This is a genomic window from Amycolatopsis sp. YIM 10 (assembly GCF_009429145.1).
Lineage (GTDB): Bacteria > Actinomycetota > Actinomycetes > Mycobacteriales > Pseudonocardiaceae > Amycolatopsis.
In genome coordinates, this window is sequence record NZ_CP045480.1 from 7,287,880 (window position 1) to 7,311,610 (window position 23,731).

Annotated in this window: 21 protein-coding genes; 13 read left to right on the forward strand and 8 right to left on the reverse strand. The window is 69.9% G+C overall.

The annotated features are described in order from the left end of the window. Positions 1-150 precede the first annotated feature (150 nt). On the forward strand, positions 151-1,968 hold the full coding sequence (locus tag YIM_RS34335; RefSeq protein WP_228004195.1) for a sialidase: 1,818 nt from the start codon (positions 151-153) through the stop codon (positions 1,966-1,968). A 3-nt stretch (positions 1,969-1,971) separates the two neighbouring features. On the opposite strand, the gene YIM_RS34340 is transcribed toward YIM_RS34335, so the two are convergent. Next, positions 1,972-2,766, reverse strand: coding sequence for a CPBP family intramembrane glutamic endopeptidase (locus YIM_RS34340; protein WP_153034267.1), 795 nt, complete (start codon positions 2,764-2,766; stop codon positions 1,972-1,974). 228 nt (positions 2,767-2,994) lie between these two features. On the opposite strand from YIM_RS34340, the gene YIM_RS34345 reads away from it, so the two are divergent. Next, the gene (locus tag YIM_RS34345; RefSeq protein ID WP_153034268.1) at positions 2,995-3,726 is read left to right on the forward strand and encodes a MerR family transcriptional regulator; all 732 of its coding nucleotides are present in this window, start codon (positions 2,995-2,997) and stop codon (positions 3,724-3,726) included. Here YIM_RS34345 and YIM_RS34350 read toward each other — a convergent pair. Continuing rightward, complete coding sequence (locus YIM_RS34350) at positions 3,723-4,646, reverse strand: GntR family transcriptional regulator (protein WP_153034269.1); 924 nt, start codon at positions 4,644-4,646, stop codon at positions 3,723-3,725. The genes YIM_RS34345 and YIM_RS34350 overlap by 4 nt on opposite strands. A 79-nt stretch (positions 4,647-4,725) precedes the next feature. Here YIM_RS34350 and YIM_RS34355 point away from each other — a divergent pair, with 79 nt between their 5' ends. Beyond that, positions 4,726-6,021, forward strand: a complete 1,296-nt coding sequence (locus YIM_RS34355) for an aspartate aminotransferase family protein (protein WP_153034270.1) — start codon at positions 4,726-4,728, stop codon at positions 6,019-6,021. On the opposite strand, the gene YIM_RS34360 is transcribed toward YIM_RS34355, so the two are convergent. Next, positions 6,010-6,654 carry a TetR/AcrR family transcriptional regulator gene (locus tag YIM_RS34360; RefSeq protein WP_153034271.1) on the reverse strand — a complete coding sequence of 215 codons (645 nt, stop codon included), beginning with the start codon at positions 6,652-6,654 and terminating at the stop codon, positions 6,010-6,012. The genes YIM_RS34355 and YIM_RS34360 overlap by 12 nt on opposite strands. A gap of 95 nt (positions 6,655-6,749) precedes the next feature. Between YIM_RS34360 and YIM_RS34365 the strand changes: the two genes are divergently transcribed. The 3 genes from YIM_RS34365 (at position 6,750) to YIM_RS34375 (ending at position 9,811) form a co-directional block, all read left to right on the forward strand. Continuing rightward, a complete protein-coding gene (locus YIM_RS34365; protein WP_153034272.1) occupies positions 6,750-7,361 on the forward strand; it encodes an SRPBCC family protein in 612 nt (203 codons plus the stop codon). 27 nt (positions 7,362-7,388) lie between these two features. Continuing rightward, the gene (locus tag YIM_RS34370) at positions 7,389-7,730 is read left to right on the forward strand and encodes a hypothetical protein (RefSeq protein WP_153034273.1); all 342 of its coding nucleotides are present in this window, start codon (positions 7,389-7,391) and stop codon (positions 7,728-7,730) included. A 179-nt stretch (positions 7,731-7,909) separates the two neighbouring features. Continuing rightward, positions 7,910-9,811 carry a Calx-beta domain-containing protein gene (locus tag YIM_RS34375; protein WP_153034274.1) on the forward strand — a complete coding sequence of 634 codons (1,902 nt, stop codon included), beginning with the start codon at positions 7,910-7,912 and terminating at the stop codon, positions 9,809-9,811. Here the strand turns inward: YIM_RS34375 and YIM_RS34380 are convergent. Further along, positions 9,794-10,765, reverse strand: coding sequence for a hypothetical protein (locus YIM_RS34380; RefSeq protein WP_153034275.1), 972 nt, complete (start codon positions 10,763-10,765; stop codon positions 9,794-9,796). The genes YIM_RS34375 and YIM_RS34380 overlap by 18 nt on opposite strands. 81 nt (positions 10,766-10,846) lie before the next feature. Here YIM_RS34380 and YIM_RS34385 point away from each other — a divergent pair, with 81 nt between their 5' ends. The 5 genes from YIM_RS34385 to YIM_RS34405 are packed head-to-tail and all read left to right on the forward strand — an operon-like array spanning position 10,847 to position 15,626. Next, positions 10,847-11,185, forward strand: coding sequence for a PadR family transcriptional regulator (locus YIM_RS34385; protein ID WP_228004196.1), 339 nt, complete (start codon positions 10,847-10,849; stop codon positions 11,183-11,185). Beyond that, a complete protein-coding gene (locus YIM_RS34390) occupies positions 11,182-12,252 on the forward strand; it encodes a hypothetical protein (RefSeq protein ID WP_153034276.1) in 1,071 nt (356 codons plus the stop codon). The genes YIM_RS34385 and YIM_RS34390 overlap by 4 nt, the downstream gene beginning before the upstream one ends. 59 nt (positions 12,253-12,311) lie before the next feature. Then, entirely contained in the window at positions 12,312-13,676 is a 1,365-nt protein-coding gene (locus YIM_RS34395; protein ID WP_153034277.1) for an amino acid permease, read from the forward strand. Between the two features lie 4 nt (positions 13,677-13,680). Beyond that, positions 13,681-14,355 carry a response regulator transcription factor gene (locus YIM_RS34400; protein ID WP_153034278.1) on the forward strand — a complete coding sequence of 225 codons (675 nt, stop codon included), beginning with the start codon at positions 13,681-13,683 and terminating at the stop codon, positions 14,353-14,355. Continuing rightward, on the forward strand, positions 14,352-15,626 hold the full coding sequence (locus YIM_RS34405; protein ID WP_153034279.1) for an ATP-binding protein: 1,275 nt from the start codon (positions 14,352-14,354) through the stop codon (positions 15,624-15,626). The genes YIM_RS34400 and YIM_RS34405 overlap by 4 nt, the downstream gene beginning before the upstream one ends. Here the strand turns inward: YIM_RS34405 and YIM_RS34410 are convergent. The 3 genes from YIM_RS34410 to YIM_RS34420 form a co-directional block, all read right to left on the reverse strand. Next, the gene (locus tag YIM_RS34410; RefSeq protein WP_153034280.1) at positions 15,607-16,860 is read right to left on the reverse strand and encodes a DUF1501 domain-containing protein; all 1,254 of its coding nucleotides are present in this window, start codon (positions 16,858-16,860) and stop codon (positions 15,607-15,609) included. The genes YIM_RS34405 and YIM_RS34410 overlap by 20 nt on opposite strands. Before the next feature lie 10 nt (positions 16,861-16,870). Next, positions 16,871-18,067 (reverse strand): DUF1800 family protein, encoded by a 1,197-nt coding sequence (locus YIM_RS34415; RefSeq protein WP_153034281.1) that lies wholly within the window; start codon positions 18,065-18,067, stop codon positions 16,871-16,873. A gap of 80 nt (positions 18,068-18,147) precedes the next feature. Further along, positions 18,148-21,420 carry a hypothetical protein gene (locus tag YIM_RS34420; protein WP_153034282.1) on the reverse strand — a complete coding sequence of 1,091 codons (3,273 nt, stop codon included), beginning with the start codon at positions 21,418-21,420 and terminating at the stop codon, positions 18,148-18,150. Between the two features lie 110 nt (positions 21,421-21,530). Between YIM_RS34420 and YIM_RS49750 the strand changes: the two genes are divergently transcribed. Then, on the forward strand, positions 21,531-21,659 hold the full coding sequence (locus YIM_RS49750) for a hypothetical protein (protein ID WP_255462758.1): 129 nt from the start codon (positions 21,531-21,533) through the stop codon (positions 21,657-21,659). Here the strand turns inward: YIM_RS49750 and YIM_RS34425 are convergent. Beyond that, positions 21,646-22,317 carry a TetR/AcrR family transcriptional regulator gene (locus tag YIM_RS34425; RefSeq protein ID WP_153034283.1) on the reverse strand — a complete coding sequence of 224 codons (672 nt, stop codon included), beginning with the start codon at positions 22,315-22,317 and terminating at the stop codon, positions 21,646-21,648. The genes YIM_RS49750 and YIM_RS34425 overlap by 14 nt on opposite strands. A gap of 185 nt (positions 22,318-22,502) precedes the next feature. On the opposite strand from YIM_RS34425, the gene YIM_RS34430 reads away from it, so the two are divergent. After that, a complete protein-coding gene (locus tag YIM_RS34430; protein WP_153034284.1) occupies positions 22,503-23,720 on the forward strand; it encodes an oxygenase MpaB family protein in 1,218 nt (405 codons plus the stop codon). Positions 23,721-23,731 lie beyond the last annotated feature (11 nt).

Genomic DNA, 23,731 nt, shown 5'->3' on the forward strand with positions numbered 1-23,731 from the left:
TCCGCAGGTCAGAGCCGCTTGAACGGGGTTACCCAGCGGTCATCAGCCGTTACAGCGGGTTGACGCCCCGGTGAGCCGGTTGTTAAGAACTCACCAGGTACCGGTTACGCGAGCGCTCCCTCCGACGTCCCCCACCCGTCAGGCAGGACCATGAAGAACCCCAGTCCCCCACCTCGCGCGCGCCGTCGCTGGTTCGCGTTCGCCCTCGCCACGGCCACCGCGCTGGGCACGCTGAGCGGGGTCACCGCCACCGGTGCCGAAGAGATCGCGGTGCCGGTGACCGATCCGATGAACCCGGACCTCGGCCCGAACACCTTCGTCTTCGACCCGTCGACACCGCAGGCCGAAATCCAGAGCCGCGTCGACACGATCGCCGCCGGGCAGAAGACCAACCAGTTCGGGCCGGAGCGCTACGCCGTGCTGTTCAAGCCCGGCCAGTACAACGCCGACGTGAACCTGCGGTTCTTCACCCAGGTCGCCGGTCTCGGCCTGCACCCGGACGACGTCAACCTCAACGGCCACGTGCGCGTCGAGGCGGACTGGCTCCAGCAGGGCGACGACCCGAACAACCTCGGCAACGCCACGCAGAACTTCTGGCGCGCGGCGGAAAACCTGTCGGTGACCATTCCGCAGGGGCAGATCGAGCGCTGGGCTGTCTCGCAGGCGGCGCCGTACCGCCGCATGCACCTGCGCGGCCAGGTCCAGCTGTGGAACGGGTACGACGGCTGGGCCTCCGGCGGCCTGATCGCGGACTCCAAAATAGACGGTTTCACCGAATCCGGTTCGCAGCAGCAGTTCTACACCCGCAACAGCGAACTCGGCGGCGGCTGGGGCGGTTCGGTGTGGAACATGGTGTTCCAGGGTTCGACCGGCACCCCGCCGCAGAACTTCCCCAACCCCTCGCACACCGTGATCGAAACGACCCCGAAGATCCGCGAGAAGCCGTTCCTCTACGTCGACGATTCGGGCAGCTACAACGTTTTTGTCCCGTCCCTGCGCAACGACACCAAGGGCACCAGCTGGGGTGGCGGGAACGCGCCGGGTGAGTCGATCTCGCTCAGCGAGTTCCTCGTGGTCAAGCCGGACACCCCGGTCGCCACCGTCAACGCCGCGCTGGAGCAGGGCAAGCACCTGCTGTTCACCCCCGGCGTGCACCACCTCGACGACACCATCCGGGTCACCAAGCCGAACACCGTGGTGCTCGGCCTCGGCCTGGCCACGCTGACCCCGGACACCGGCAAAACGGTGATGACCGTCGCCGACGTGGACGGGGTGAAGGTCGCGGGCATGATGTTCGACGCCGGGCCGGTCAACGTGCCCTCGCTGATGGAGGTCGGCCAGGAAGGCGCTTCGGCGAGCCACGCGGAGAACCCGACCTCGCTGCACGACGTGTTCTTCCGCATCGGCGGACCGGGCGTCGGCAAGGCGACCACCAGCCTCCAGGTGCACTCGAACGACGTGATCGGCGACCACATGTGGCTCTGGCGCGGTGACCACGGCGACGGCATCGGCTGGGACGTCAACACCGCGCGCAACGGGCTGATCGTCGAAGGCGACAACGTCACCATGTACGGCCTGTTCGTCGAGCACTACCAGCAGTACCAGACCATCTGGAACGGCGAGAACGGGCGGACCTTCTTCTACCAGAACGAACTGCCCTACGACCCGCCGGACAACCAGACCTGGGGCAGCCCGGCCGAGGGCACGCAGGGCTGGGCCGCCTACAAGGTCGGCGACCAGGTGAACACGCACGAGGCCTACGGCGTGGGGAGCTACAGCTTCTTCAACGTCAACCCGTCGGTGGTGGCCAGCCGCGGGTTCGAGGTACCGGACAAGCCCGGGGTCCGCTTCCAGGGCCTGGTCGCGGTTTCACTCGGCGGCGTCGGCACGATCACCAACGTCATCAACACCACCGGGGCCACCGCGAACGAGCCGAACCAGGTCTCGTACGTGACGCGATACCCCTGATCGTCAGACCGGCGGGCCCGCCTCGGCGTGGGCTCGCCGGTCGACCTCGATCAGGTGGCGGCGCACCACGAGCACCACGGCGAGCACGAAGATCGCGAGCACGCTGGCCACCACGCCGAAGTGCGTTTCACCGGGCACGACCGACCCGGAGATCAGGGAGAAGTCCCAGAGGCCGTGCACCACGGCGGGCAGCAGGATTCCGCCACCGCGGCGGCGGAGAAGGTAGAAGAAGTACCCGGACACCGCGGCGAGCAGTACCTGGGCCAGCGCGCCGAAGCCGGTGTTGACCAGGTTGGTGGCGTGGGCGAGGCCGAAGACCACTGTGGACCACAGCGCGACCTTGCCCTCGCTGAACCCGTTGCGGCGGAAGACGGTGACGCCGATGCCGCGGAACATGAGTTCCTCGCCGAAGCCGACGAGCAGGGTGCTGAGCAACAGCAGCAGCGTGAAGCCGAGGCCACGATCGGCGAGCCCGCCGTAGTCGGTGGCCACCACGATGGCCGCGAACTGGACCACCGGCACTACAACGACCCAGCTCCGCACCCGGTGTTCCTCGATCAGCACCGGCCGCCACCAGCGCAACGCGGTGATCGCGGCCGCGATCAGCAGCAGCGAAGCGCCGACCGGCACGGTGATACCGCGCCACAGCTCGGCGATCGTGGTCGGCGCGGCGTACTGGACGTCCAGGTCCCGCGTCAGCAGCACGGCGAGCAGTTGCAGGACGGCGAGATAACCCACGAGGATGGCGAAGAAGCCCCACAGCGGCAGCCGACGTGCGGTGCTGGCGTGCCGCTCCATCGCCCGGCTCCCCTGCGCTCGAGGGTGGTGCCGGACCGGCAGCGCCCGAAAGCCCGATTCTGCGGCGCGTGATCGCCCCGCGCAATCCACCGCCCACCGAACGGCGGAAGCCGTCGTGACCCGCCTCACAACCCGCGCGTCCGCGGTTGACCATGCCGCGACGGCACGGTCTTCACTGGGTCCGCCGGTGCGCCCGCCCGGCGGGATCCGGTTGGAGGAGCGGTCACCATGGCGTGGAGCACCCGGCAGATCGCCGAACTCGCCGGCACGAGCCTGCGCGCGGTGCGGCACTACCACGAGGTCGGCCTGCTGCCCGAGCCCGAACGCCGCGCCAACGGGTACAAGAGTTACGGCGTCGCGCATCTGGTGCGGTTGCTGCGCATCAAGCGGCTGGCCGATCTCGGTTTCTCACTGACGCAGATCGCCGAAATGGGCGACGCCGACGAACATCCCGGTGAGGCCCTGCGCGTGCTGGACAGCGAACTGGCCGCGACCATCGAACGGTTGCAGCGGGCGCGCCTGGAACTCGCGGTGATCCTGCGCGAAGCCGTGCCGACCGATCTCCCGCCGGAGATCGCCTCGGTCGCCGCCGACGCGAAGCTCACCGAAGCCGACCGCTCGTTCGTTGTGGTCATGTCCCGGGTTTTCGGCCCGTCGGCGCTCGACGCCTATCGGGAAATCATGCAGAAGGCCCCGAACCTCTCGATGGGCCCCGAGTTCGACCACCTGCCCGCCGACGCCGACGACCGGACCCGGCGTGAGCTGGCCGAGTCTCTGTTCCCGCGGGTGCGCGAACTCCTCGATGACCACCCCGAACTGCTCGATCCGCACGCGCTCGCACCGAAGGGCGTGCGCCTGACCGCGAAGACGATCGACCTGGCACTGGCCGACCTGTACAACCCGGCACAGGTCGACGTGGTCCACCGCCTACGCCGCCTGCTGGCCGAGGAGGTGCGCTAGCGCCTGGCCGCCCGCAGGTCCTCGACGACCTCGGTGACCATGCGGATCGACGCGGCGTCCAGTACGTTGCCGAACTCGATCACCTCGGCCCGGCCTTCGAGCCTGGCCTTCACCTCCGGCGACTCGCTCGGGATCACCACCAGGTCCACGTCCTCGAGGTCCTCGTCCGCCAGGCCGTGGAGCACCTTGATGTTGCGCAGTCCCGACTGCGTCAGCGAGTCCCGGATGCTGAGGGCCTGGTCCTCGGTGGAGTACCAGATGCCGACGGTCCGGTCCGGCGCCACCGCGGCGATCCGCACCAGGGTCCGCACGTGTGGCGCGGCCACGATCGCGACCACCTCGGTGTCCGCCCGGCGCCACAGACCGCGCACCTCGGCCAGGTGGAAGAAGGTGGTCAGCACCAGGTCCGCCGGCTCCTGCCCCGGGTCGAACTCCCCCAGCACCAACGGTTTCACCTTCAGCCCGAGGTGCCCGGCCAGCTCATCGGCGAAGTACTTCGCCCGGTCGGCATTGCATTCGACGAACGCGACCTTGGGCAGATCACCCTCGGCACGCAGGGCCAGGCTCGACACCAGCGCCTGGATCTCGGCCGCCGACAGGCCGAGGTCGACGCACGCCCTGGTCGCCTCGGCCAGGATCGAGCGTGCCCGGTCGCGCGCGCCTTCCCGGCCCCGCCCGAATCCCGTCACCACCGTGCCGCCGCGCCCGCGGGTCTCGACCAGGCCGCGTTCGCCGAGATCGGCGTAGGCGCGGGCCACCGTGTTGCGGTTGATGTGCAGGTTGTCCGCCAGCAGCCGGGAGCTGGGCAGCACCTGGCCCGCCGCCAGCTCGCCGCTCTCGATCATGAACGACAGCTGCGCGACGAGCTGGCGGTAGATGGGCACGTCGGAGTCCCGGCTGACCTGCAAGTCCCGTTCCACCGGCGCGCACCTCCTCCGCGAAGTTTGACCTAAGCCAGTTTGGCCTAGTTCAATGGGCCAAACAAGCGCGGGAGGACAGATGGACGACCAGCGGTTCTGGCAGGACGCGACCGATCACCTCGTCCGCTACGGGGGCGCGTTCACCCCGCGCGTGATCGAGCGCGCCGCCGGTTCGCACGTCTACGACAGCGAGGGCCGGGCGATCCTGGACTTCACCTCCGGGCAGATGAGCGCGCTGCTCGGCCACTCGCACCCCGATGTGGTCCGCGCCGCGAGCGAGGCACTGGGCACGCTCAGCCACCTCTACTCCGGCATGCTGAGCCGTCCCGTGGTCGACCTCGCCCGGCGGCTCGCCGGTTCACTGCCGGCACCGCTGAGCCGGATGTTGTTGCTCAGCACCGGCGCCGAGTCCAACGAGGCCGCGATCAAGCTGGCCAAGCTGTACACCGGCAACTACGAGATCGTCGCCTTCGACCGCTCGTGGCACGGGATGACCTCGGGAGCCGCCGGCGCCACCTTCTCCGCGGGCCGCCGCGGTTACGGGCCACCGGTGCCGGGCAATCTCACCCTGCCGACGCCGGACGCCTACCGCTCGCCGTTCCGGCACGCGGACGGTTCACACGACTGGGAAACCGAGCTGGACTACGGTTTCCGGCTCGTGGACCAGCAGTCGTCCGGCAGCCTCGCGGCCTGCATCGTCGAGCCGATCCTGTCCTCCGGCGGGATCATCGAACTGCCGGAGGGCTACCTCGCGCGGTTGCGGGAGCACTGCGCGGCAAGGGGAATGCTGCTGATCCTCGATGAAGCGCAGACCGGCCTGGGCCGCACCGGGACCATGTACGCGTTCGAGCGCGACGGCGTGGTGCCGGATCTGCTGACCCTGTCGAAGACGCTCGGCGCCGGGTTGCCCGTCGCCGCGGTGATGACGTCCCCGGAAATCGAGCAGACCTGCCACGACCGCGGTTTCCTCTTCTTCACCACCCACGTTTCGGACCCGTTCGCCGCGTCGGTGGCGTTGACCGTGATGGACGTGATCGAGCGGGACGCGCTGGTGGAGCGGGCGCAGCTGCTGGGCAAGGAACTGACCGACCGCCTGCTGGACCTGCGCGACCGCTACGAGGTGGTCGGCGACGTGCGCGGCCGCGGACTGCTGCAGGGTGTGGAACTGGTGGCGGACAAGGAAAGCAAGGCACCCGCCGACGAACTCGGGCGCGCGGTGACCACCGCCTGCCTCGACCGCGGGTTGCACATGAACATCGTGCAGTTGCCCGGCATGGGCGGCATCTTCCGCATCGCGCCGCCGCTGACGATCGAGACGGCCGACCTCCACGCCGGGGTCGACATCCTCGAAGCGGCGCTGCGGTCAGTCTGCTAGCAGCTCGTCGAGTTCGTCGTCGAACAGCCGCGCCGGATCGAAGCCCATGCCGGCGAACTGGCCGGCGAGTTCGAGCGAGAGCACCCCGTGCAGGCGCGTCCAGAACGCCAGCGCACGACGCGCGGCCGGGGTCGACGCGGGATGTCCGCCCGTCCAGTCGCGGTGCTCGTCGAGGTACCTCTCGAAGGACGTGACCACCGGGTCCACCGGTAACGCGGCGTGTGCGTCGAGCAGCACGGTCATGATCTCGTTCGAGATCTCGGTGGTGTCGTCCGGCGCGTGGTAGCCGGGCACGGGCGTGCCGTAGATGAGGAAGTACCGGTGCGGGTCGCTCAGCGCCCATTCCCTGACCTGGTGGGCGAGTGCGCGCAGGTCGGCACCGGCGTCGAGCGCGGCGCGGAGTTTGTCGGCGAGGCTGCGGTAGGCGTCGCGGATGAGTTCGGTGATCAGCTCGTCGCGGCTGGCGAAGTACCGGTAGAGGGCGGGCCCGCTCATGCCGAGCTTCTTCGCGATCGCGTTGAGGGACAACGCGGTCACCCCGGCCGTGGCGATCTGCTCCCACGCCTGCTCCTTGACCTCCGCGCGCACCTGGGCCCGGTAGCGCTCGCGCGAGGTCTTCCCGGCGGTCTCCATTGTTAGAGGGTATCACTCTCGCTATTGACACTCACCTCAGTTGCGCTATAGCTTCTAACCACAGCAATAGCTTGTAACTATCGCGAGGAGAACCCATGAAGACCGCCCACCGCGCCGCCCTGCTCGCCCTCCCGCTGGCCCTGCTCGGCTTCACCGCACCGGCGCAGGCAGCCGAGGCCGGCCCCACGCCCTCGGCCCAGCTGACCTGCCGCGGTCAGGGCGTCGACCCGGACGCGAAGATCCGCTACCGCACCGAGCGGCTGATCAAGGCGCCGATGAGCACCATCTACCGGCTCCAGACCGACGTGGAGCGCTGGCCGACGTGGCAGAAGCCGGTCACCGGCGTCAAGCGCCTCGACCACGGCCCGCTGCGCAGTGGTTCCCAGTTCCGGTGGACCACGCCGGCGCCCGCCACGCCGACCACACCCGAGACCACGCTGGAGATCACCTCGACGGTCCACCAGATCCAGCGGAACCAGTGCATCCGCTGGAACGGCCCGGCGATCGGCGAGGGGCTGCGCATCGACAACGGCGTGCACGTCTGGAACTTCCGGCAGGTCCGGGACGGGGTGCTGGTGCGGACCGAGGAGACGTGGACCGGCGAGCAGGTCGAGGCCGACGTGCCCACCGCCACCCGGTACCTCGGCGGCGGCCTCGAAACCTGGCTCGACGAGCTGAAGGCCACCGCCGAAGCCCGCCCCTGCTGATTCCGTTACCCCACAAGGAGAAACGTCATGTCCACACTCGAAAGCACCACCACCGGCTCGCGCCCCGTCATCATCGCGGCCTGGGCCGCGGCCGTGATGGTCGCCGGGCAGTTCGCCATGGTGGCCATCGTCCCGGTGGCGATCGTGGTGATCGGCACCCTGGTCACCGAACGGCTGCGACCGCTCCGCTGGTGGGCGTCCGCCCTCGGTGCCGCCTACGCGCTTCCCCTGGCGCTGTGGGCGATCGGCCCGGAGCGGGCGCCGAGCCTGTCGAAGGACATGCACCCCGCGCTCGCCGTGCTGGTGGTCGCCACCGCCGCGGCCACCGCGATCGCCTACCACGTCCTGCGCAGGCGCGACCGCGTCTGAGTCAGTTCGGCCCAAAATTCGCCCCAGATCCGTCGCAGTTCGGTGGCACGGGACCCGTTCCCGTCGACGGCTGATCCTGTCCGAAAGAACAGGGTTCGTTACTGCGTTCGGGGGAACGCGGTATTCGATCCGGCCCAGTCGCCTCTTCCGAGTGTTCGTTTGTTTCGGAGGGGGAAAAAATGAATCGAAGACACACCCTGCTCGCACTCACCACGGCGGCCGCGCTGCTCACGCCGGGCGCGGCCGCGCTGGCCGCGCCGCCCGGGGTTGATCCGTCCACTGTGGAGCTGAACCTGCTGCCGGGGCAGAGCACCACGATCGCCAAGAACGTCACCACCGCGCCGATCCCGCCGAACCCGGATCTGGTGCTGCTGGCCGACACCACCGGCAGCATGACCGACGCCATCGGCAACGTGCAGGCCAACGCCGGCGCGGTCACCGACTCCGTGCGCCAGGCCCAGCCGACCGCGCAGTTCGGCGTCGCCTCGTACCAGGACGAGGAGGATTCCACCTACCTCTTCCGGGTCGAGCAGAACATCACCGCCGATACCGCGGCGGTACAGGCGGGGCTCGCCCAGTGGCAGGTCGGCAACGGCGGGGACACCCCGGAGTCGGCCATCAACGCCTTGCACGAACTCGCCACCGGCGCGATGAACTACCGCCCGGACGACACCAAGATCGTCGCCTGGTTCGGGGACGCGCCGTCGCACGACCCGAGCAACGGCCACACCCTGGCGGACACCATCGCCGCGCTCCAGGCGGCGAAGATCCGCGTCGTGGCGGTGAACGTCGGCAACGGCCAGCCTGGCAGGCCCGGCCTGGACGCGGCCGACAGCGGCGTTCCCGCCGGACAGGCCACACAGATCGTCAACGCCACCGGCGGCGTGCTGCTGAACGCGGCGGACAACCAGGTGGCGCAGAAGATCCTCGAGGGCATACAGGCGGTCAAGTCCACCGTCAGCCCGGTGGCCACCTGCGATCCGCAGTTGACCGTGACCAACGCGCCGTCGAGCGTCACCGTGGACAGCGGTTCCACGGCGACCTTCACCGAGACGATCGCCGTCGCCGCCGGTACCACACCCGGCACCTACCGCTGCACGGTCGACTACCTGGTCGACGGGGTCTCACGCGGGTTCATCGAGAACACGACCGTGCACGTGCGCGGCCTCGCGGTCGACGACGTCACCGTCTCCGAAGGGGCGGGGAGCGCGAACTTCACCGTCTCACTGCTGGGCGGCGCGAGCCCGGACCCGGTGACGGTGAACTACGCGACGGCCAACGGCAGCGCGACCGCTCCGGCGGACTACGCCGCCAGTGGCGGCACCGTCACCATTCCGGCGGGACAGACCTCCGCCCCGGTGACCGTGCCGATCGTTTCCGACGCGGTGGACGAGGCGACCGAGGACTTCACGCTGAACCTGTCCTCGTCGAGCACCGGAGTGGGCATTGTGGACGGTCAAGGTGTCGGCACGATCATCGACGACGACCGCGACGGCAGCTTCTCGTGCACCGGGACCGCCGCCGACGTCGCCGGAATCACCGTGGCCGTGGCGAATCCCGCCAACCTGCCGTGCGTCGACGACAGCAAGACGGTGGCCTCGATCTCGCTGAACGCGGGGCTGCTCAACGTCAAGTCGAACACGCTGACCGCGAGCACCGACCTCACCCCGGACGACCAGTCGCTGCCGCCCGCGGCCGGTGACCGGGCGCTGTCGACGGCGAAGGTCGACAAGACCACGGTCAGCGCGCTGGGGCTGAACATCGAACTCGGCGTCATCGAAGCGCAGGCGAGCGCTTCGTGCGTGGCCGGGCCGGGTGGTCTGCAGCCCGCCTTCGCGGGTAGCTCGAACATCGCTTCGCTGAAGATCAACGGTGTCGCGGTGACGGTCGGCTCGGCTCCGCTGACGATCCCGCTGCTGATCGGCTCGCTGAAACTGAACAGCACCGTGGTCGAAAACGGTGTGGTGACCCAGGAAGCCGTTGCGGTGGACACGCCGCTCGCGCATGTCGTACTGGCCAAGGCCCAGGCAGACGTGCACGGCAGCGCGGCCCACCCCGGTGGTTCACCCTGCACCAGGTAGCACTGTCACGAACAGGTGCGCTCGCAGCGCATCGGGGGTGGCGGCCGGATCGTCGAAGGTCACGGGCCGATCGACGACTCCGGCCGCCTCCAGCATCGCCATGAGGTCCCAGATCAGTTCGTGGGCGACGATGAGCAAAGTGGCCTCGCCCCATTGGGGGCCGAATGCCGGGAGTTCCCGCAGCAGCGCACTCGCGATCGCGTCCGCTACCCGCGATCCGTGCTCGTGCACAGGATCCTCGCGACGGATGACCGGGATCGCCGGTTCACCGTCATCGCCGGTGAGGCGCCATTCCTCACCGGCCGACGTGGTGACCGGGCCGAGCGGCAGTTCGCCGCGGTCGAGGGCGGACCGCAGCGCCGGGGCGTCGGCCAGCCGGTTCAGGGCTCGCACGGTCGGATCCGTCCAGACCATGGTCAGGGCGGCCCCGGCTCCAGCGACCTCGTTGGTGCCCGTGGCGCCGGCTCGCGGCGGGTAGCTCGCCCAGAAGGCACCATTCCAATATGGACGGTCGAGGGTCAGCTCGGTTCCGGGCAACGCGGCCACTGCCCGGAACCGGTCCCAGAGCAGACCGTCGATGACGTAGCCGAACAGCACGCCGTAAGCGGAGGCCAGGGAATCGACGATCGCGGACACGTCGGCCAGGATTTCCGGCACGATCTTCTCCGCGAGCGGCTTCACCCGGGCCCGCAACGACTCCATCTCGGCGGGACCGAGCACGGGGAACGCGGTGGTGAGCCGGTCGCCCTCGACGGTCAGCAGGCCATACGCGCGCAACAGCGCGAGCTGGCTTTCCAGCGGTTCGATGCCGTGTTCCCGCAGCTCCGCACGAGTCGTCCCCTCACGGGCGTGGAACAGGACACGACCGTTGTCGTCCATTTCCACCACATGGTGCGGGGTGCTTCTGGCGCCGAGGCAGAAGCAGTACAGGCCCCATTTCGACAGGTCGTCCACAACCGAGGATTACCGGCGCGCTCCCGGCGGGTCAAGCACCCGGCTTGACAGCTACCTTGCTCCACAAGGTACCTTGCGTTCGTGACCACCGACGCCCAGTTGCTCGCCCAGCTCCGCCGCGGGGTGATCGAGCATTGTGTGCTGGCCCTGCTCGAACGCGGCCCCCGGTACGGCTTCGACCTGGTTCGCGCGCTCGCCGCGGCCGAAGGGCTCGGCACCACCGAGGGCACGATCTACCCGCTGCTGTCCCGGCTGCGAAAGGAAGGCCTGCTCGAAACCCACTGGCAACCATCGGACCAGGGCCCGCCGCGCCGCTACTACGAGCTGACCGCGGAAGGCCGCACCGCACTGGAAGTGTTCCACCGCCACTGGCGCAGTTTCCGCGCCGCGGTGGACGAGGTTCTCGAAGGAGACCAATGAACGCCGTGACCCACAAAACCGCCGCGAAGTGGCTGGAGCGCTTCGACCGCGCCGCCGTCGCGCTTCCGCAGCCCCGCCGCGACGAACTGCGGCAGGAACTCGCCGAGCACCTCGAAGCGGTGATCGAGTCCGGCGAAGACCCCGACACGGCCGTGGAGCGGCTCGGTGATCCGGCGGAAATCGTTGCCGCGGAAGGGCTTCCGCCGGTGTCACCGGCCCGCGCCCGCGCCGCGCGCGGACTGCTTCTGCTGCCGCTGACCGGATTGCTCTACCTCACCCCGGCACTGCCGCCCGGCCCGCTGAACATGCTCGTCATCCTGGCGGCCTCCTTCACCGTACTGGGACTGGTCCTGCGCGCGGAGGCGTCGGCGAGCACCCGCACCCTCGGCGTGCTGGGCGCGCTCGCCCCGCCACTGGCCGGGCTGGGCGGGATTCTGGACAAGGTGTTCCAGGCAGGCGGCCTGATGACGCAGGAACCCGGCCGCGCCTACCAATACGCGCTCGGAACCGACTCGTGGGTGATCGCACTCGGCCAGCTGGCGATGCTGCTGCTGGGCCTCGGCCTGCCGGTGCTCGCCGGACTTCGCCTGCGCCGCCAGGAAACCCCGGTGGACACCCGCGCGTTCCTCGGCGCGCTCGCACTGGTGCTCACCCCGGCCGCCGGCCTGGCCGCCGCGCTGCTGCTGTCGGGCTCCCGCCTCGGCACCTCGGTCGGCACCATGGTCGAGGTGCCGCTGCTGATCACCGCGCTGGCGTGCGCCGCGGTACTGCTGGCGGCAGGCGTGATGTTGCTCGCGCACCGCGGACTTTCCCTGCTCACCAAGGTTCTTGTCGCGGCGGCGATCCTGACCGCGCCGGTCGGGGTGGCGCTGCTCGCCGAGCACGAGGTCCAGCCGGGCGGCGTGTCCTGGGACGCGGGCACCCCGCCGACGGAGGTCCCCCGCGACGTCCCGGACGACCGGACCCTGCCGCTCGGCCTGGGCCTGCTCTTGGTGATCGCCCTGCCGCTGGCCGCCGCCGATCGGGTGCACCGGGCGGAAAAGGACGAAGTTCGCAACTCTCGCTGAGCGCTGCGCCCGCGGTCCGCGGCTGCCACAATCGCCGGAGCATTCTCCCGGAGGTGGCCATGACGACGTCCGACAAGGACACCGAAGGGCTGCGGCCCGCGTTGCGGCAGCGGCACGTGCGGATGATCGCGCTCGGCGGCATCATCGGCGCGAGCCTGTTCATCGGCAGTGGCGCGGTGATCCACACGGTCGGCCCGGCCGCGGTGCTGTCCTACGCGCTCGGCGGCCTGCTCGTGGTGCTGGTGATGCGGATGCTCGGCGAAATGGCCACCGCGTCACCGGCACTCGGCTCGTTCATGGAGTACGCGCGCGAGGCGCTGGGCGGCTGGGCCGGATTCACCATCGGGTGGCTGTACTGGTACTTCTGGGTCGGCGTGGTCGCCTTCGAAGCCGTCGCCGGGGCGAAGATCCTCCAGGAGTGGATCACCGGGGTACCGCAGTGGGTGTTCTCGCTGCTGCTGATGCTCCTGCTCACCGGCACCAACCTGGCTTCGGCGCGCTCGTTCGGCGAGACCGAGTTCTGGCTGGCTTCGGTCAAGGTCGCCACCATCGTCGTCTTCCTGGTGGCGGGTTTGCTTTTTGTGCTCGGGTTCTGGCCGGGCGCGCACTTCTCGGTCGGCAACATCGTTCTCGACGGCTTTGTCGCAAATGGACCGTTCTCGGTGGTCCACGGTGTGGTCATCGTGATCTTCTCCTACTTCGGCGCGGAGATCGTCACCATCGCCGCCGCCGAGTCGCGCGAACCGGCCACCGCCGTCCGCAAAGCCACCTCGACCATCGTCTGGCGCGTCATCGTCTTCTACGTCGGTTCCGTGGCACTGCTGGTGATGATCACGCCGTGGCCGGACGTGCCGAGCGAGACCAGCCCGTTCGCCGCCGCGTTCGACCGGTTCGGCCTTCCCGCCGCCTCGACGATCGTCTCCGCGGTGGTGCTCACCGCCGCGCTGTCGGTGCTGAATTCAGGGCTGTACACGGCTTCCCGCATGCTCTTCGCGCTCAAGCGGCACGGCTGGGCGCCGCGGTGGATCGCCGACACGAACCAGCGCGGGGTGCCGTGGAAGGCGATCCTGGTGTCCACTTCGGTCGGTTACGTCGCGGTGGTGATGAGCTACGTCTCCCCCGACCGGATCTTCTACTTCATCATCAACTCGGCGGGCGCGGTCGCGTTGTTCGTCTACGCCATCATCTGCGGCTCCCAGCTCCGCATGCGGCGCAAGCTCGAAGCCGAAGCGCCGGACCGCCTGCAACTGCGGATGTGGGGTTATCCGTGGCTGACCTGGCTCACGCTGGTCGCCACCCTGGGCGTCGCGGCGTCCATGCTCTTCGTCGACAACTCCACCCGGGCGCAACTCTTCCTGAGCCTGATCAGCCTCGCGGTGATCCTCGGGGTTTACGCCCTCATCCGGCGCAAACGGGCACAATGAGCGCATGGAACCGGCCCGGGTGCTGCTCGTCGAGGACGCGGAGACGATCCGCGCCGCCGTCGAGTCGGCGCTGACCGGCGCCGGGCACCGCGTGCTCGCCCTGCCCGACGGCGAACGGTTGGAACGGACGCTGCTCGACTTCCGGCCGGACCTGGTGATCCTGGACGTGATGCTGCCCGGCCGGGACGGCTTCGAACTGCTTCAGGTCGTCCGCCGCGCCACCACCACCGGCGTGGTGCTGCTGACCGCGCGCGACGCGGTGGACGACCGCCTGCGCGGGTTCGGTGAGGGCGCCGACGACTACGTGACCAAGCCGTTCGTGCTGGCCGAACTGGTGGCCAGGGTGGCGGCGGTGCTGCGGCGGCTGGGCCGGACCCAGCCGGTGGTCGAGGTCGGTGATCTGGTGCTCGACGTGGATTCCGGGGTGGTGCGCCGGGCCGGGACGGCGATCGAGCTGACCGCGACCGAGCTGAAGCTGCTCACCTTTCTCGCGCACCGCCGGGACCGCGTGGTCGGCAAGGCGCAGCTGCTCACCGGCGTGTGGGGTTACGACGACTACGCGGCGAACCTGGTCGAGGTGCACATCAGCGCGTTGCGCCGCAAGCTCGAAGCACACGGCCCGCGCCTGCTGCACACCGTGCGCGGCCTCGGTTACGTCCTTCGCGACGGCGACGGATGAGCGCCCTCCGCACCACATCGCTGCGCCGCCGGGTCACGCTGACCGCGCTGCTGGTGGTCGGGATCGTGTTGGTGGCACTGGGCTTCACCGTCGCTGCCGTGTTCACCGCGCAGGGGGAGCGAAACCTGAACGCGCTGCTCGCCGGTCGCGTGCAGCTGGCACAGCAGCTGGCGCGGGAGAACGTGGCGCCGGCGAACCTGGTGCGCCGGATCGACGCGCGCGGGGTGGTGGTCAGCCTGCGCCTTCCATCCGGGGAAACCATCGGCGCGCCGGAGCCCGCAGACGGCAGGCGCGTGACCGCCGTGCTGTCCGGACCACCCCGGCTCGACGGCGCCGAACTGGTGCTCACCGCCGACACCTCGCTGTTCGCCGGTGCCGAACGCACCCTGGCGCGAGTGCTGGTGATCGGCGGGCTGGTGGCCATCGCGGTGACGGCGTTCGCGCTGCTGCTCGGCATGCGCGTGGCGCTCCGGCCGCTGGACCGGATGACCGCGCTGGCCCGCTCGATCGCGTCGGGCAGCCGCGGTGGCCGGTTGTCGCCGTCCCGGCCGGACACCGAACTGGGACGCACGGCCGAGGCTTTCGACGAAATGCTCGACGCGCTGGAGGCGTCCGAAGAGCGGATGCGGACCTTCGTCGCCGACGCCGCGCACGAACTCCGCACACCGATCGCCGGCGTGCGGGCGGCCGCGGAAGCCGTGCTGGAACTGGGTCCCGAGGCCGCGCCCGAGCAGCGGGAACGGCTGGAACTGCTGCTGGTGCGGGAATCCCAGCGAGCCGGGCGGCTGGTGGAGGACCTGCTGGACCTGGCGCGGATCGACGCCGGGGTGCGGCTGGAGCGCGGACCGGTGCGCCTGCGGGAACTCGCGCGCACCCAGGCCGACCGCCTGCGACTGCTGGCACCTTCACTGACCGTCAGGGTTTCCGGTCCGGAGACCGAGGTGAACGCCGAGGAAGGCAGGATCACCCAGATCCTGGCGAACCTCGCCGACAACGCCAGGAACGCGGCGGGTGACAACGGCACCATCGAGTTCCACTGTGGACAATCGGCGGACGCGGTTTCGTTGGAGATCACCGATTCCGGTCCCGGGGTGCCCGAAGCCGACCGCGAACGGATCTTCGGCCGCCTGGTGCGACTGGACACCGGCCGGGGCCGCGACCGCGGTGGTTCCGGACTGGGCCTGACGATCGCGCGTGGCCTGGCCAGGGCTCACGGTGGTGAGCTGAGCTGCCACGGCGCGACCTTCCGGCTCACCCTGCCGCGCGGATGAGGTTGTCCAGCCGGGTCGTGTGACCGGGCAGGACCCGGCCGGGATCGGTGCCGAGCACGTCGCCGAGCACGGTGGCGTAGACGTCGCGGAAGTCGGTGGTGGCCTTGAGATCGTCGTTGTCGAGATCGGTCAGGCTCGGCTGTTCCCCGTGGAATCCGCCCTGCACGTTCTCGCCGAGCAGGAACATCGGGCCCGCGGTGCCGTGATCGGTGCCATCACTGGCATTGGCCCGCACCCGCCGCCCGAATTCCGAGTACACCAGCACGGTGACCTGCTTGCCGCGATCGCTGCCCTGCAACCGCTGCACGAACGGGGTGAGCGCGGTGTCCAGTTCGGCGAGCAGCCGCTCCTGTGTGCCGCGCTCGTCGGAATGGGTGTCGAAACCGCCCAGTGACACCGAATACGCACGGGTCGGCACCCCGGCTTCGACCAGTCCCGCGACCAGGTCCAGTTGCGCGGCCAGTCCCGAACTACCGCCCGCCGAAGCACCCTTGTCCCGCTTCTCGTCTTCATCGTCCTTTCCAGACTCTTCGTGCGCGGCTCCGCCGAGGATCCGGACGGCGTTGTGCAGATCGCCGATCGACCGCGTGGCCTTGGCCCGCCAGGGATCCTCGCCGGGCACCGGCGTGCCGAGCGCGGCGAAGGCTTCGCCCAGCGCCCCCTTCGGCAGTGCCAGCCCGCCGACCGGCATCGATGCCGCCGCGGCGCTTTCCCCGGCCAGCAACGGGGGCAGCACCGGTTCGACCGACACCGCACGCAGCGGATCCGCGCCGGAAGCGTCCAGCCAGCGTCCGAGCCAGCCGCTGGGCACCGAGGTGTCCGGCGAGGCGGTCTGCCAGATCGCCATCGACCGGAAGTGGCTGTGATCGGGCCGCGGATAACCGACACCACGCACGATCGCCAGTTTCCGGTTGTCCCACAGGCCTTTGAGGCCCTTCATGCCGGGGTTCAGGCCGAGCCCCTCACCGAGGTCGAGCACCTCTTCCGGCTGGTAGGCCAGGTCGGGCCGCGCGTCCTGGTAGGCCCGGTCGGCTGCCGGGACCACGGTGTTCAGCCCGTCGTTGCCGCCGTAGAGCGTCACCACCACCAGCACCCCGGCACCGGGGTCGAGCGGGTTCTCCGCGGCGGCGGTCATCAGCGAGTCCCAGTCCACTCCGGACGCCCCAACGGCGAGCGCACCGGCCGCGGTCACCCCGGTCAAGGTGAGAAAACGGCGCCGGGTCACGGTGTTCATGCTGTCCTCCTCATCCGCTCACCACGTACTCGGGGGCGCAGGCGGCCACCGCGAGCAGTTCGCGCGGGTCCTTGGCGACGCCGTCGAGCGCGCCCTTGGTCCGGTCCGACCAGGTGTCCATCCCGAGCGTTTCCCGCAGCCGCTCCAGCGCCTCGGGTTTCGCCTTCTGGGCGACCAGCCGGGCGAGGTTCAGCCGCGCCACGCTCGCGGAGGTGGTCAGCCACGAGCCGCCGGACGGCCAGCCGCCGACGCTCGGTGGCCGGAACGGCAGCTGTCCCATCCCGCGCAGTCCGTTGAGCAGCTTCTTCTCGTCGAGATCGCTCGCGGTGAGGCCGCTCGCGCGCAGCAGGCCGACCAGCCATTCGACCGGCTGCTTGACGATGGTCGCCGCCGGGTCGCGGAACGCCGCTTCACCGGCGATCGCCCGCAGCGCGGCCTGGATGTCCCGGCCGGGGCCGTAGGCGGCGATGACTCGCTGGTGCACGTCCGGCGGTGGTGGCGTCGGCGAAACCAGGCGGAACCACAGCCTGCCGGTGACAAACGCGGCCGACTCCGGCCGCCCGAGCACCAGGTCCACAAAGGACTCGGCGGTGAAGTCGGCGGTCTGGCCGAAGATCTGCTTGGGTTCGCGGTCCTGGCGCTTCGGGTGCAGCTTGGCTTCGCCGGTCTTCTTGTCCAGCGTCCACCCGGTGAGCGCACGGGCCGACTCGCGCACGTCCTGTTCGGAGTAGTGCCCGACGCCCAGCGCGAAGAGTTCGAGGAACTCCCGCGCCAAGTTCTCATTCGGTGAGCGCACCTCGTTGTCGTTGCCGTCCAGCCACTTCAGCATCGCCGCGTCCACGACGAGCGCCTTGGCCAGCTCGGTGAACCCGCCGCGGCCGAGGCGGTGGAAGGTTTCGTTCTGGGCCAGCATCAGCGCGGGATCGCGCACCTTCTGCTCGCTGGTGGCGAAGTGCCCGTGCCAGAACCAGGTGAGCCGCTCGGCGTCGTCGGCGACCATGCGGTCGAGCCACCAGATCACCAGTCGCCGCTCCTGCTCGGCTCTGGCCTTCTTGCCTTTGGACAGCGGGGCCAGTTGCGGCGCCTGGCGGGCCCCGCCGGGCGAGAGCAGCGCCTCCAGCGACGGGACCTGCTCCCCCGGCCGGGGCCCGAAGCCGAACCGCTCGGCCAGCCGCCGGGCCGCGGCCCGTTCGTCGAGAACAGCCATGACCCCGATTGTGGGCGGCGGTCCGCCCCGGTCGCCAGGAACGGGGGCCGATCTTCAGGTGACCCGAAGGTTGCCGCGGTTCAGTCCAGGTCGTCCCAACCCCACGGCTCGGCGGGCGTACCGTCGGGTTCGCGGCCGAAGGGGTGACCGGTGTTCACGGAAGGGTCGAACTTTCCTTCCGGGGGAAGGCGCTCGGCCAGCGAGGTGGCCTGTTCGTTCGCCCCGAGCATCCGCAGTCGGGTCCACAGCCGATGCACGCCGAAGTCATATCGAAGGCTGACTCGCGAAGCCGGATCACGGGCCAGCAACACGGCGACCTGCTCAGCGGCGTCGATCTTGGCCAGTTGCCCCAGCAGTTGCTGCACGACCTCCGGATCGTCGAGCGGTACGCGGGCGGCCGGACCACGAACCGCCAGCGCGACGGCCTCCTCGACGGGGAGATTGGCCAGCAACCACAGCACGGCCTTCGCGTCGTCGAGCGGAACGTGCTCGACAGCGCGGGCGAGCAGTGCGGTCACCTGCTCGGCCGCTCCCAGCTGGTTCAGGGCGACCAGCAGCTTCCACACGGCCTCCCAGTCGCCGAGGAGAACGTGCGCGGCCGGACCGCGGTCCAGCAGCGTCGCGATCTGCTCGGTGGCAGCGGCTTCGTGCAGCAGCTCCAGCACTCGGAGCAGCACCTTCGGATCGTCCAGCGAGGTCCCGGCGGCGATGCGCTGAGCGAGCACCGCGACCTGGTCGTCAGCACCGGATCCCCGCAACGCGACCAGCAGCCGGCCCACTCTTTCGAGGTCGTCCAGCGCCACGTGCGCGGCCGGGTCGCGAGCCAGCAATGTGGCGGCCTCGCCGGAAAGTCCGGCTTGTGCGAGTCGCTCCAGCAAACCGGCCAGCACACCCGGGCCGGCGAGCGAAACCTGCTCGGTGATCCGCCGGGCCAGTACCGCGGCCTGTTCAGTGGCTCCGGCCTTGTGCAGGGCACGGAGCGCGCGCTTCGCCGAATACGAATCGGTCACCGGACAGTCCTCGGCAACACGCTGAGGCAGCAGTTCGGCGACGTCGAACTCGGACAATTCGATCAGTAGCACGTCCGCGGGCACGAGGGCGGCAGCGCGTTCGGCCAGCGCTGTCATCTGCTCGACGAACCCCAGCTCGCGGAGTCGACGCAGAACTTGTCCCAGCCCGGGTGGGCGATCGAGGCAGAGGTGCGCGGCCGCACGTCCGGCCAGTTTCGCCACCTGGTCCGCCGCTCCGACCCGATGCAAGCGGTCCAGCAGGTCCCCTGCACTCCACGGATCGTCGAGAGCGGCGTGCCCGGCCGGATCCCTGGCGAGCAACGTGGCGATCTGGCCGGTCGCACCCGGCCACGGACCATTGAGCAGCAACAGCAGATCTGCCACTGCGCCTGGATCGTCGATCGGAACCCGACTGGCCGGATCACGGGCGAGCAGCACGCTGAGCTGCTCGATGTAGTCGTTCGCCTGGAACAGGGAAAGCAGGCGCCGCACCACCTGCGGATCGTTCATGGGCACCGAATCGGCGGCGCGACGAGCCAGTTCCTCTTCCTGCCGCGTCGCCCCGGCCTGGTGCAAGTGCTCCAACAGCATTTCCAGGCCTTCGTGGTCGCCCACCGGGAACCACGCGACCACGCGGTCGGCCAGCGTCGTCACCTGCTCGGCAGCTCCGGCCCCGGACAGCCAGCTCAGCAGACCGCATACGGCTTCCAGGTCATCCACCGGCACGTGTGCGGCCGGATCGCGGGCCAGCAACGCGGCGGCGTGGTCCGCGGACCGCACCAGCAGGTATTCGACGGCCCGGATGTCGTCGAGCGGAACGTGGGCGATGGCCCACTGCAGCCAGCGGGGGTCGTCGAAACCCAGCTTGTCGCGCAGGTCGAGCAACTGGTGAACGGCGCGGGCGCTTTTGTAGCACTGGGCAGCGTCGCGGTACAGCCCGCGATGTGCCGCCGCCAGTCCCAAGCAGGTCAGGTCCTCAAGATCCGTAGAGGTGGCGGCGCGCCAGAAACCGTCCGGTGGCAGCACCGCCCGGCGGAGGGTGCGACCGTACTGGTCGAGGTAGTCGGCCAGCCGGTACCGCGGTTCGCGCGATCGGGTTCGCATGAGCGGGCCGGGCGCTCCCTTGCACGGGCGGCACGCGTATTCCAGCGCTTCCGCCAGCCAGTCCGAACTCAACTGTCCCCAGTGGACATCGCTCAGGTACTCCGGCGCGGCGTGTTCCAGGAAAGCCCGGGACAGGGCGTTGCGGTGTCCCAGGCGCCGGGCGTCCATCGCCGCCAGCAGGAGTGCCTTGGCGGCCGGTGGCGCGGTGTGGAATCGCTCCAGCAACGCGGATCCGCCCGCCAGTACCTGCGTGATCTGACCGCATTCGGCGTGATCGACCGCCCACGCCAACCGGGCGTCCGAATCGGCGGCCGCCCGCATGGCCGTCAGGTCGGCACCGGTGAAGGCGTCCGGCACCTCCAGCACAGCGCCGTCGAGCACCTGACTCACCTGCGAACCCGGCCGCCGCGTGAGGGCGTCGAAGTGCTCGGGCCACAGCGTGCCCAGCACCAGCACCGGTTTCCTGGCGGGGTCGGCGAGCAGGGTGCGCAGCTTGGCCGCAACCCGCTCGGCATCCTCACCGCCGAGATACTCCTGCGTCTCGTTCAGCCAGACGACCGTGCGCGGCCCCACCCGGTCCAGCGCCCGCAACGCCGCCTCGTGCCGGGTCGGGTCGTACGGGTGCCACAGCCGCCAGCCCCCTGCCTCGCGCAGCGGTTGCAGCGCTTCCCAGCAGGCGCGCGTCTTTCCCGCCGACGAACCCGCGACGAGCACCGCCATCACACTCTCGCCCGCGCGGGCACGGGCGACCACTGCGGCCAGCCGGTCGTCGTGCGCGCGCCGCGCGTACACCGGCAGCGGCGGCAGCTCCCCCATCTCGTCCAGGCTGATCGGCCGGTGGACCTCCAGCGCGAACGGATCGGTCACCCGGGCGAGCGGCACCCCGACACCGGGATCCATGCGGGCCGCCACCCACAACGCCCGCGCGCGTTCCGCGGCGTCACCGGGGTCCCAGCGCGCCGCCCGGGAAAGCACGCTCACCACGGTCACCACGTCGGCCTGCGACGGCGGCAGCGCGTTGTCGCGGATGATCCGGTGGATCGTGTCCCGTTCCGGGGCACCCGGCAGCGCGTCGTCCTCGGCGATCCACCCGGTGATCACGTCCAGCGACGGCGCGCCCGCCTGGAGGTACAGCTCGTACACCAGCTTCTTCAGCTCCGCGAGCGGCCCCGGCGGCACCGGGGCCTGCTCGATCACCCGCGGTCGCCGGACCGCGCCGCCCCTCCGGTCGCCATTCATCGCGAACCATCATCCCGCGCCCGCGGTCGGCGTGCCCGTCTCATCGCAACTCGTCGGCCGGGCCCCGCGACCGGAAACGATGATGGCACCCGCACACCAGGAGGAACACGATGAAGCGCATTCCGGCGAAAACCCGCGCCGCCCGGCTCCAGCTGGCCATCGCCGCCGTCCGCGGTGTCCTGACCGGCGCGGCCGGGGCGGTGGTCACCTGGCTGATCGACCACCTCAGCCAGCGGTGACGTCCAGCATCGGCACCAGGAACTTCCGCGCCACTTCGGCCAGCTGCTCGTCGTCGTCGAGATCGATGACGTGACTGGGGATGGCCAGGAAGGAGGCAGACAGCCGGACCATCAGCTCGGCCACGACGTCGGCGTCCAGCTCGGCCGCGACAGTGCCCGCGCGCTGTTCGCGGCGGAGCTGGCCGGCGACGAACTGCCGCACGGTGGCCAGCGTGCGGCCGCCGTCGTTGATCATCGACGGCACCAGCAGATCCGGCTCGGCCTCCATCAGCCCGCCGATCAGCGGATTCCCCCGGATGGCGCGCAGGGAGCTGACGAAGCCCAGCACCACCCGGTCCGCCGCGGTCTCGGCCTGCTCGATGTCGACGAGGAACTGGTCGAAGTAGCGGCGGAACTCCCGCCGCACCACCTGCTCCACCAGCGCGTCCTTGGTGGCGAACCGCCGGTACACGGTGATCCGCGAGACCCCGGCCCGCCGGGCCACGTCCTCCATCGTGGACCGCTGGATGCCCAGGCGGCAGAACTGCTCGTAGGCGGCGTCGAGCACCTTGGCCCGGGCTTCGTCCAGGTCGTCCACCCGCGCCACGGCGTCGGTGTACGCGCGCTCGAGCAATGACTCCGCACCCGCGGCCATGAGGACGGACAGCGCAGGTTCCACGTTCTCCTCCCGGGTCGGTTGATTCTGCCCCAGCCGCCGAGTCGCTGTCATCAGCCCGTCACGGACCCCTTGTGAGGGCCGACACAGTGTGCTCTCATGGTGATACGCAGAAGCACAACGCGTTTCATCGTATCAAAGGCTCTGTGGTTAATGCTCTCCCGGCTTCGAGGAGGAAGCGCGAAAGCATGGACAAATTCAGCAGGCGCAACGTGTTGAAGGCCGGTGGAGCCCTGGGTGCGCTCGGCGCGCTCGGGGTGGTTTCCCCGGCGCAGGCGGCGTGGACCTGGGCGCCCACCGGTTCGGTGGCGGGCGCTGGGGCCGGCGCCGATCCGCGGTGGGTGTGGGATCCGGAGGCCGACGAACTGGTCGCCTCCCTGCTCGACCGCGGCGACGTTCCCATGGTCAACCAGCTGCTGCGGACCTGGACCCGCAACGGCCAGCCACTGCCCGCCGGACTGCCCGCCGACCTGCGGGCGTTCATGGAGCAGGCGCGGCAGCTGCCGCCGTGGGCCGACCACGGCAAGCTGGAAACCGCGTACGAGTTCAACGAGAAGCGCGGCCTCTATCTCGGCGTGCTGTACGGGCTGGCCAGCGGCATGATGAGCACGGTCATCCCGAAGGAAGCCCGCGCGGTCTACTACTCGCAGGGCGGCGCGGACATGAAGGACCGCATCTCCAAGACCGCGAAGCTCGGTTACGACATCGGCACCCGCAACGCCTACTCCCCCGACGGCGAAATGATCGTCACCTGCGTCAAGACGCGGCTGGTGCACGCCGCGGTGCGGCACCTGCTGCCGCAGTCACCGCACTGGCCCGGGGTCGCCGACGAGGACGTCCCGATCAGTCAGCGGGACATGATGGTCACCTGGCACAGCCTGCCGACCACGGTGATGCAGAAGATGGCCGCGTGGAAGGTACCGATCCCGGCGGGCGAGTCCACCGCCTTCCTGCACTCGTGGCAGCTGGGCGCGCACATGCTCGGCATCATGGACGAGTACATCCCGGCGACCTGGGACGAAGCGAACGCCCAGGCGAAGGAAGTGCTCGACCCGGTACTGGCGCCGACGCCGGAGGGCAACAAGCTCGCGGACATCCTGCTCAACCTGGGTTCCTCAGTGGACGGAGGCATTCTCAGCAAGCCGATCCTCGGTGCTTTCACCCGTTTCATGCTCGGCGACGAGATCGCCGGATGGCTGAAGATCGATCGGGAGCCGCTGTGGGACTCGCTGCTCGACGTGGCCTGGGAACCGTTCATCGCGGTGCGCGAGGGCCTGCTCCCGCTGCCGCTGGCGCCCAAGGCCTACTGGCTGTTCGACGAGTTCCTCCGCAAGGCGGCGCTGCTGTTCCTGTCCGAAGCCAAGCCGATCAGCATCGAGATCCCGGAAACGAACCGTCCTGAATAGACAGTCGGCAA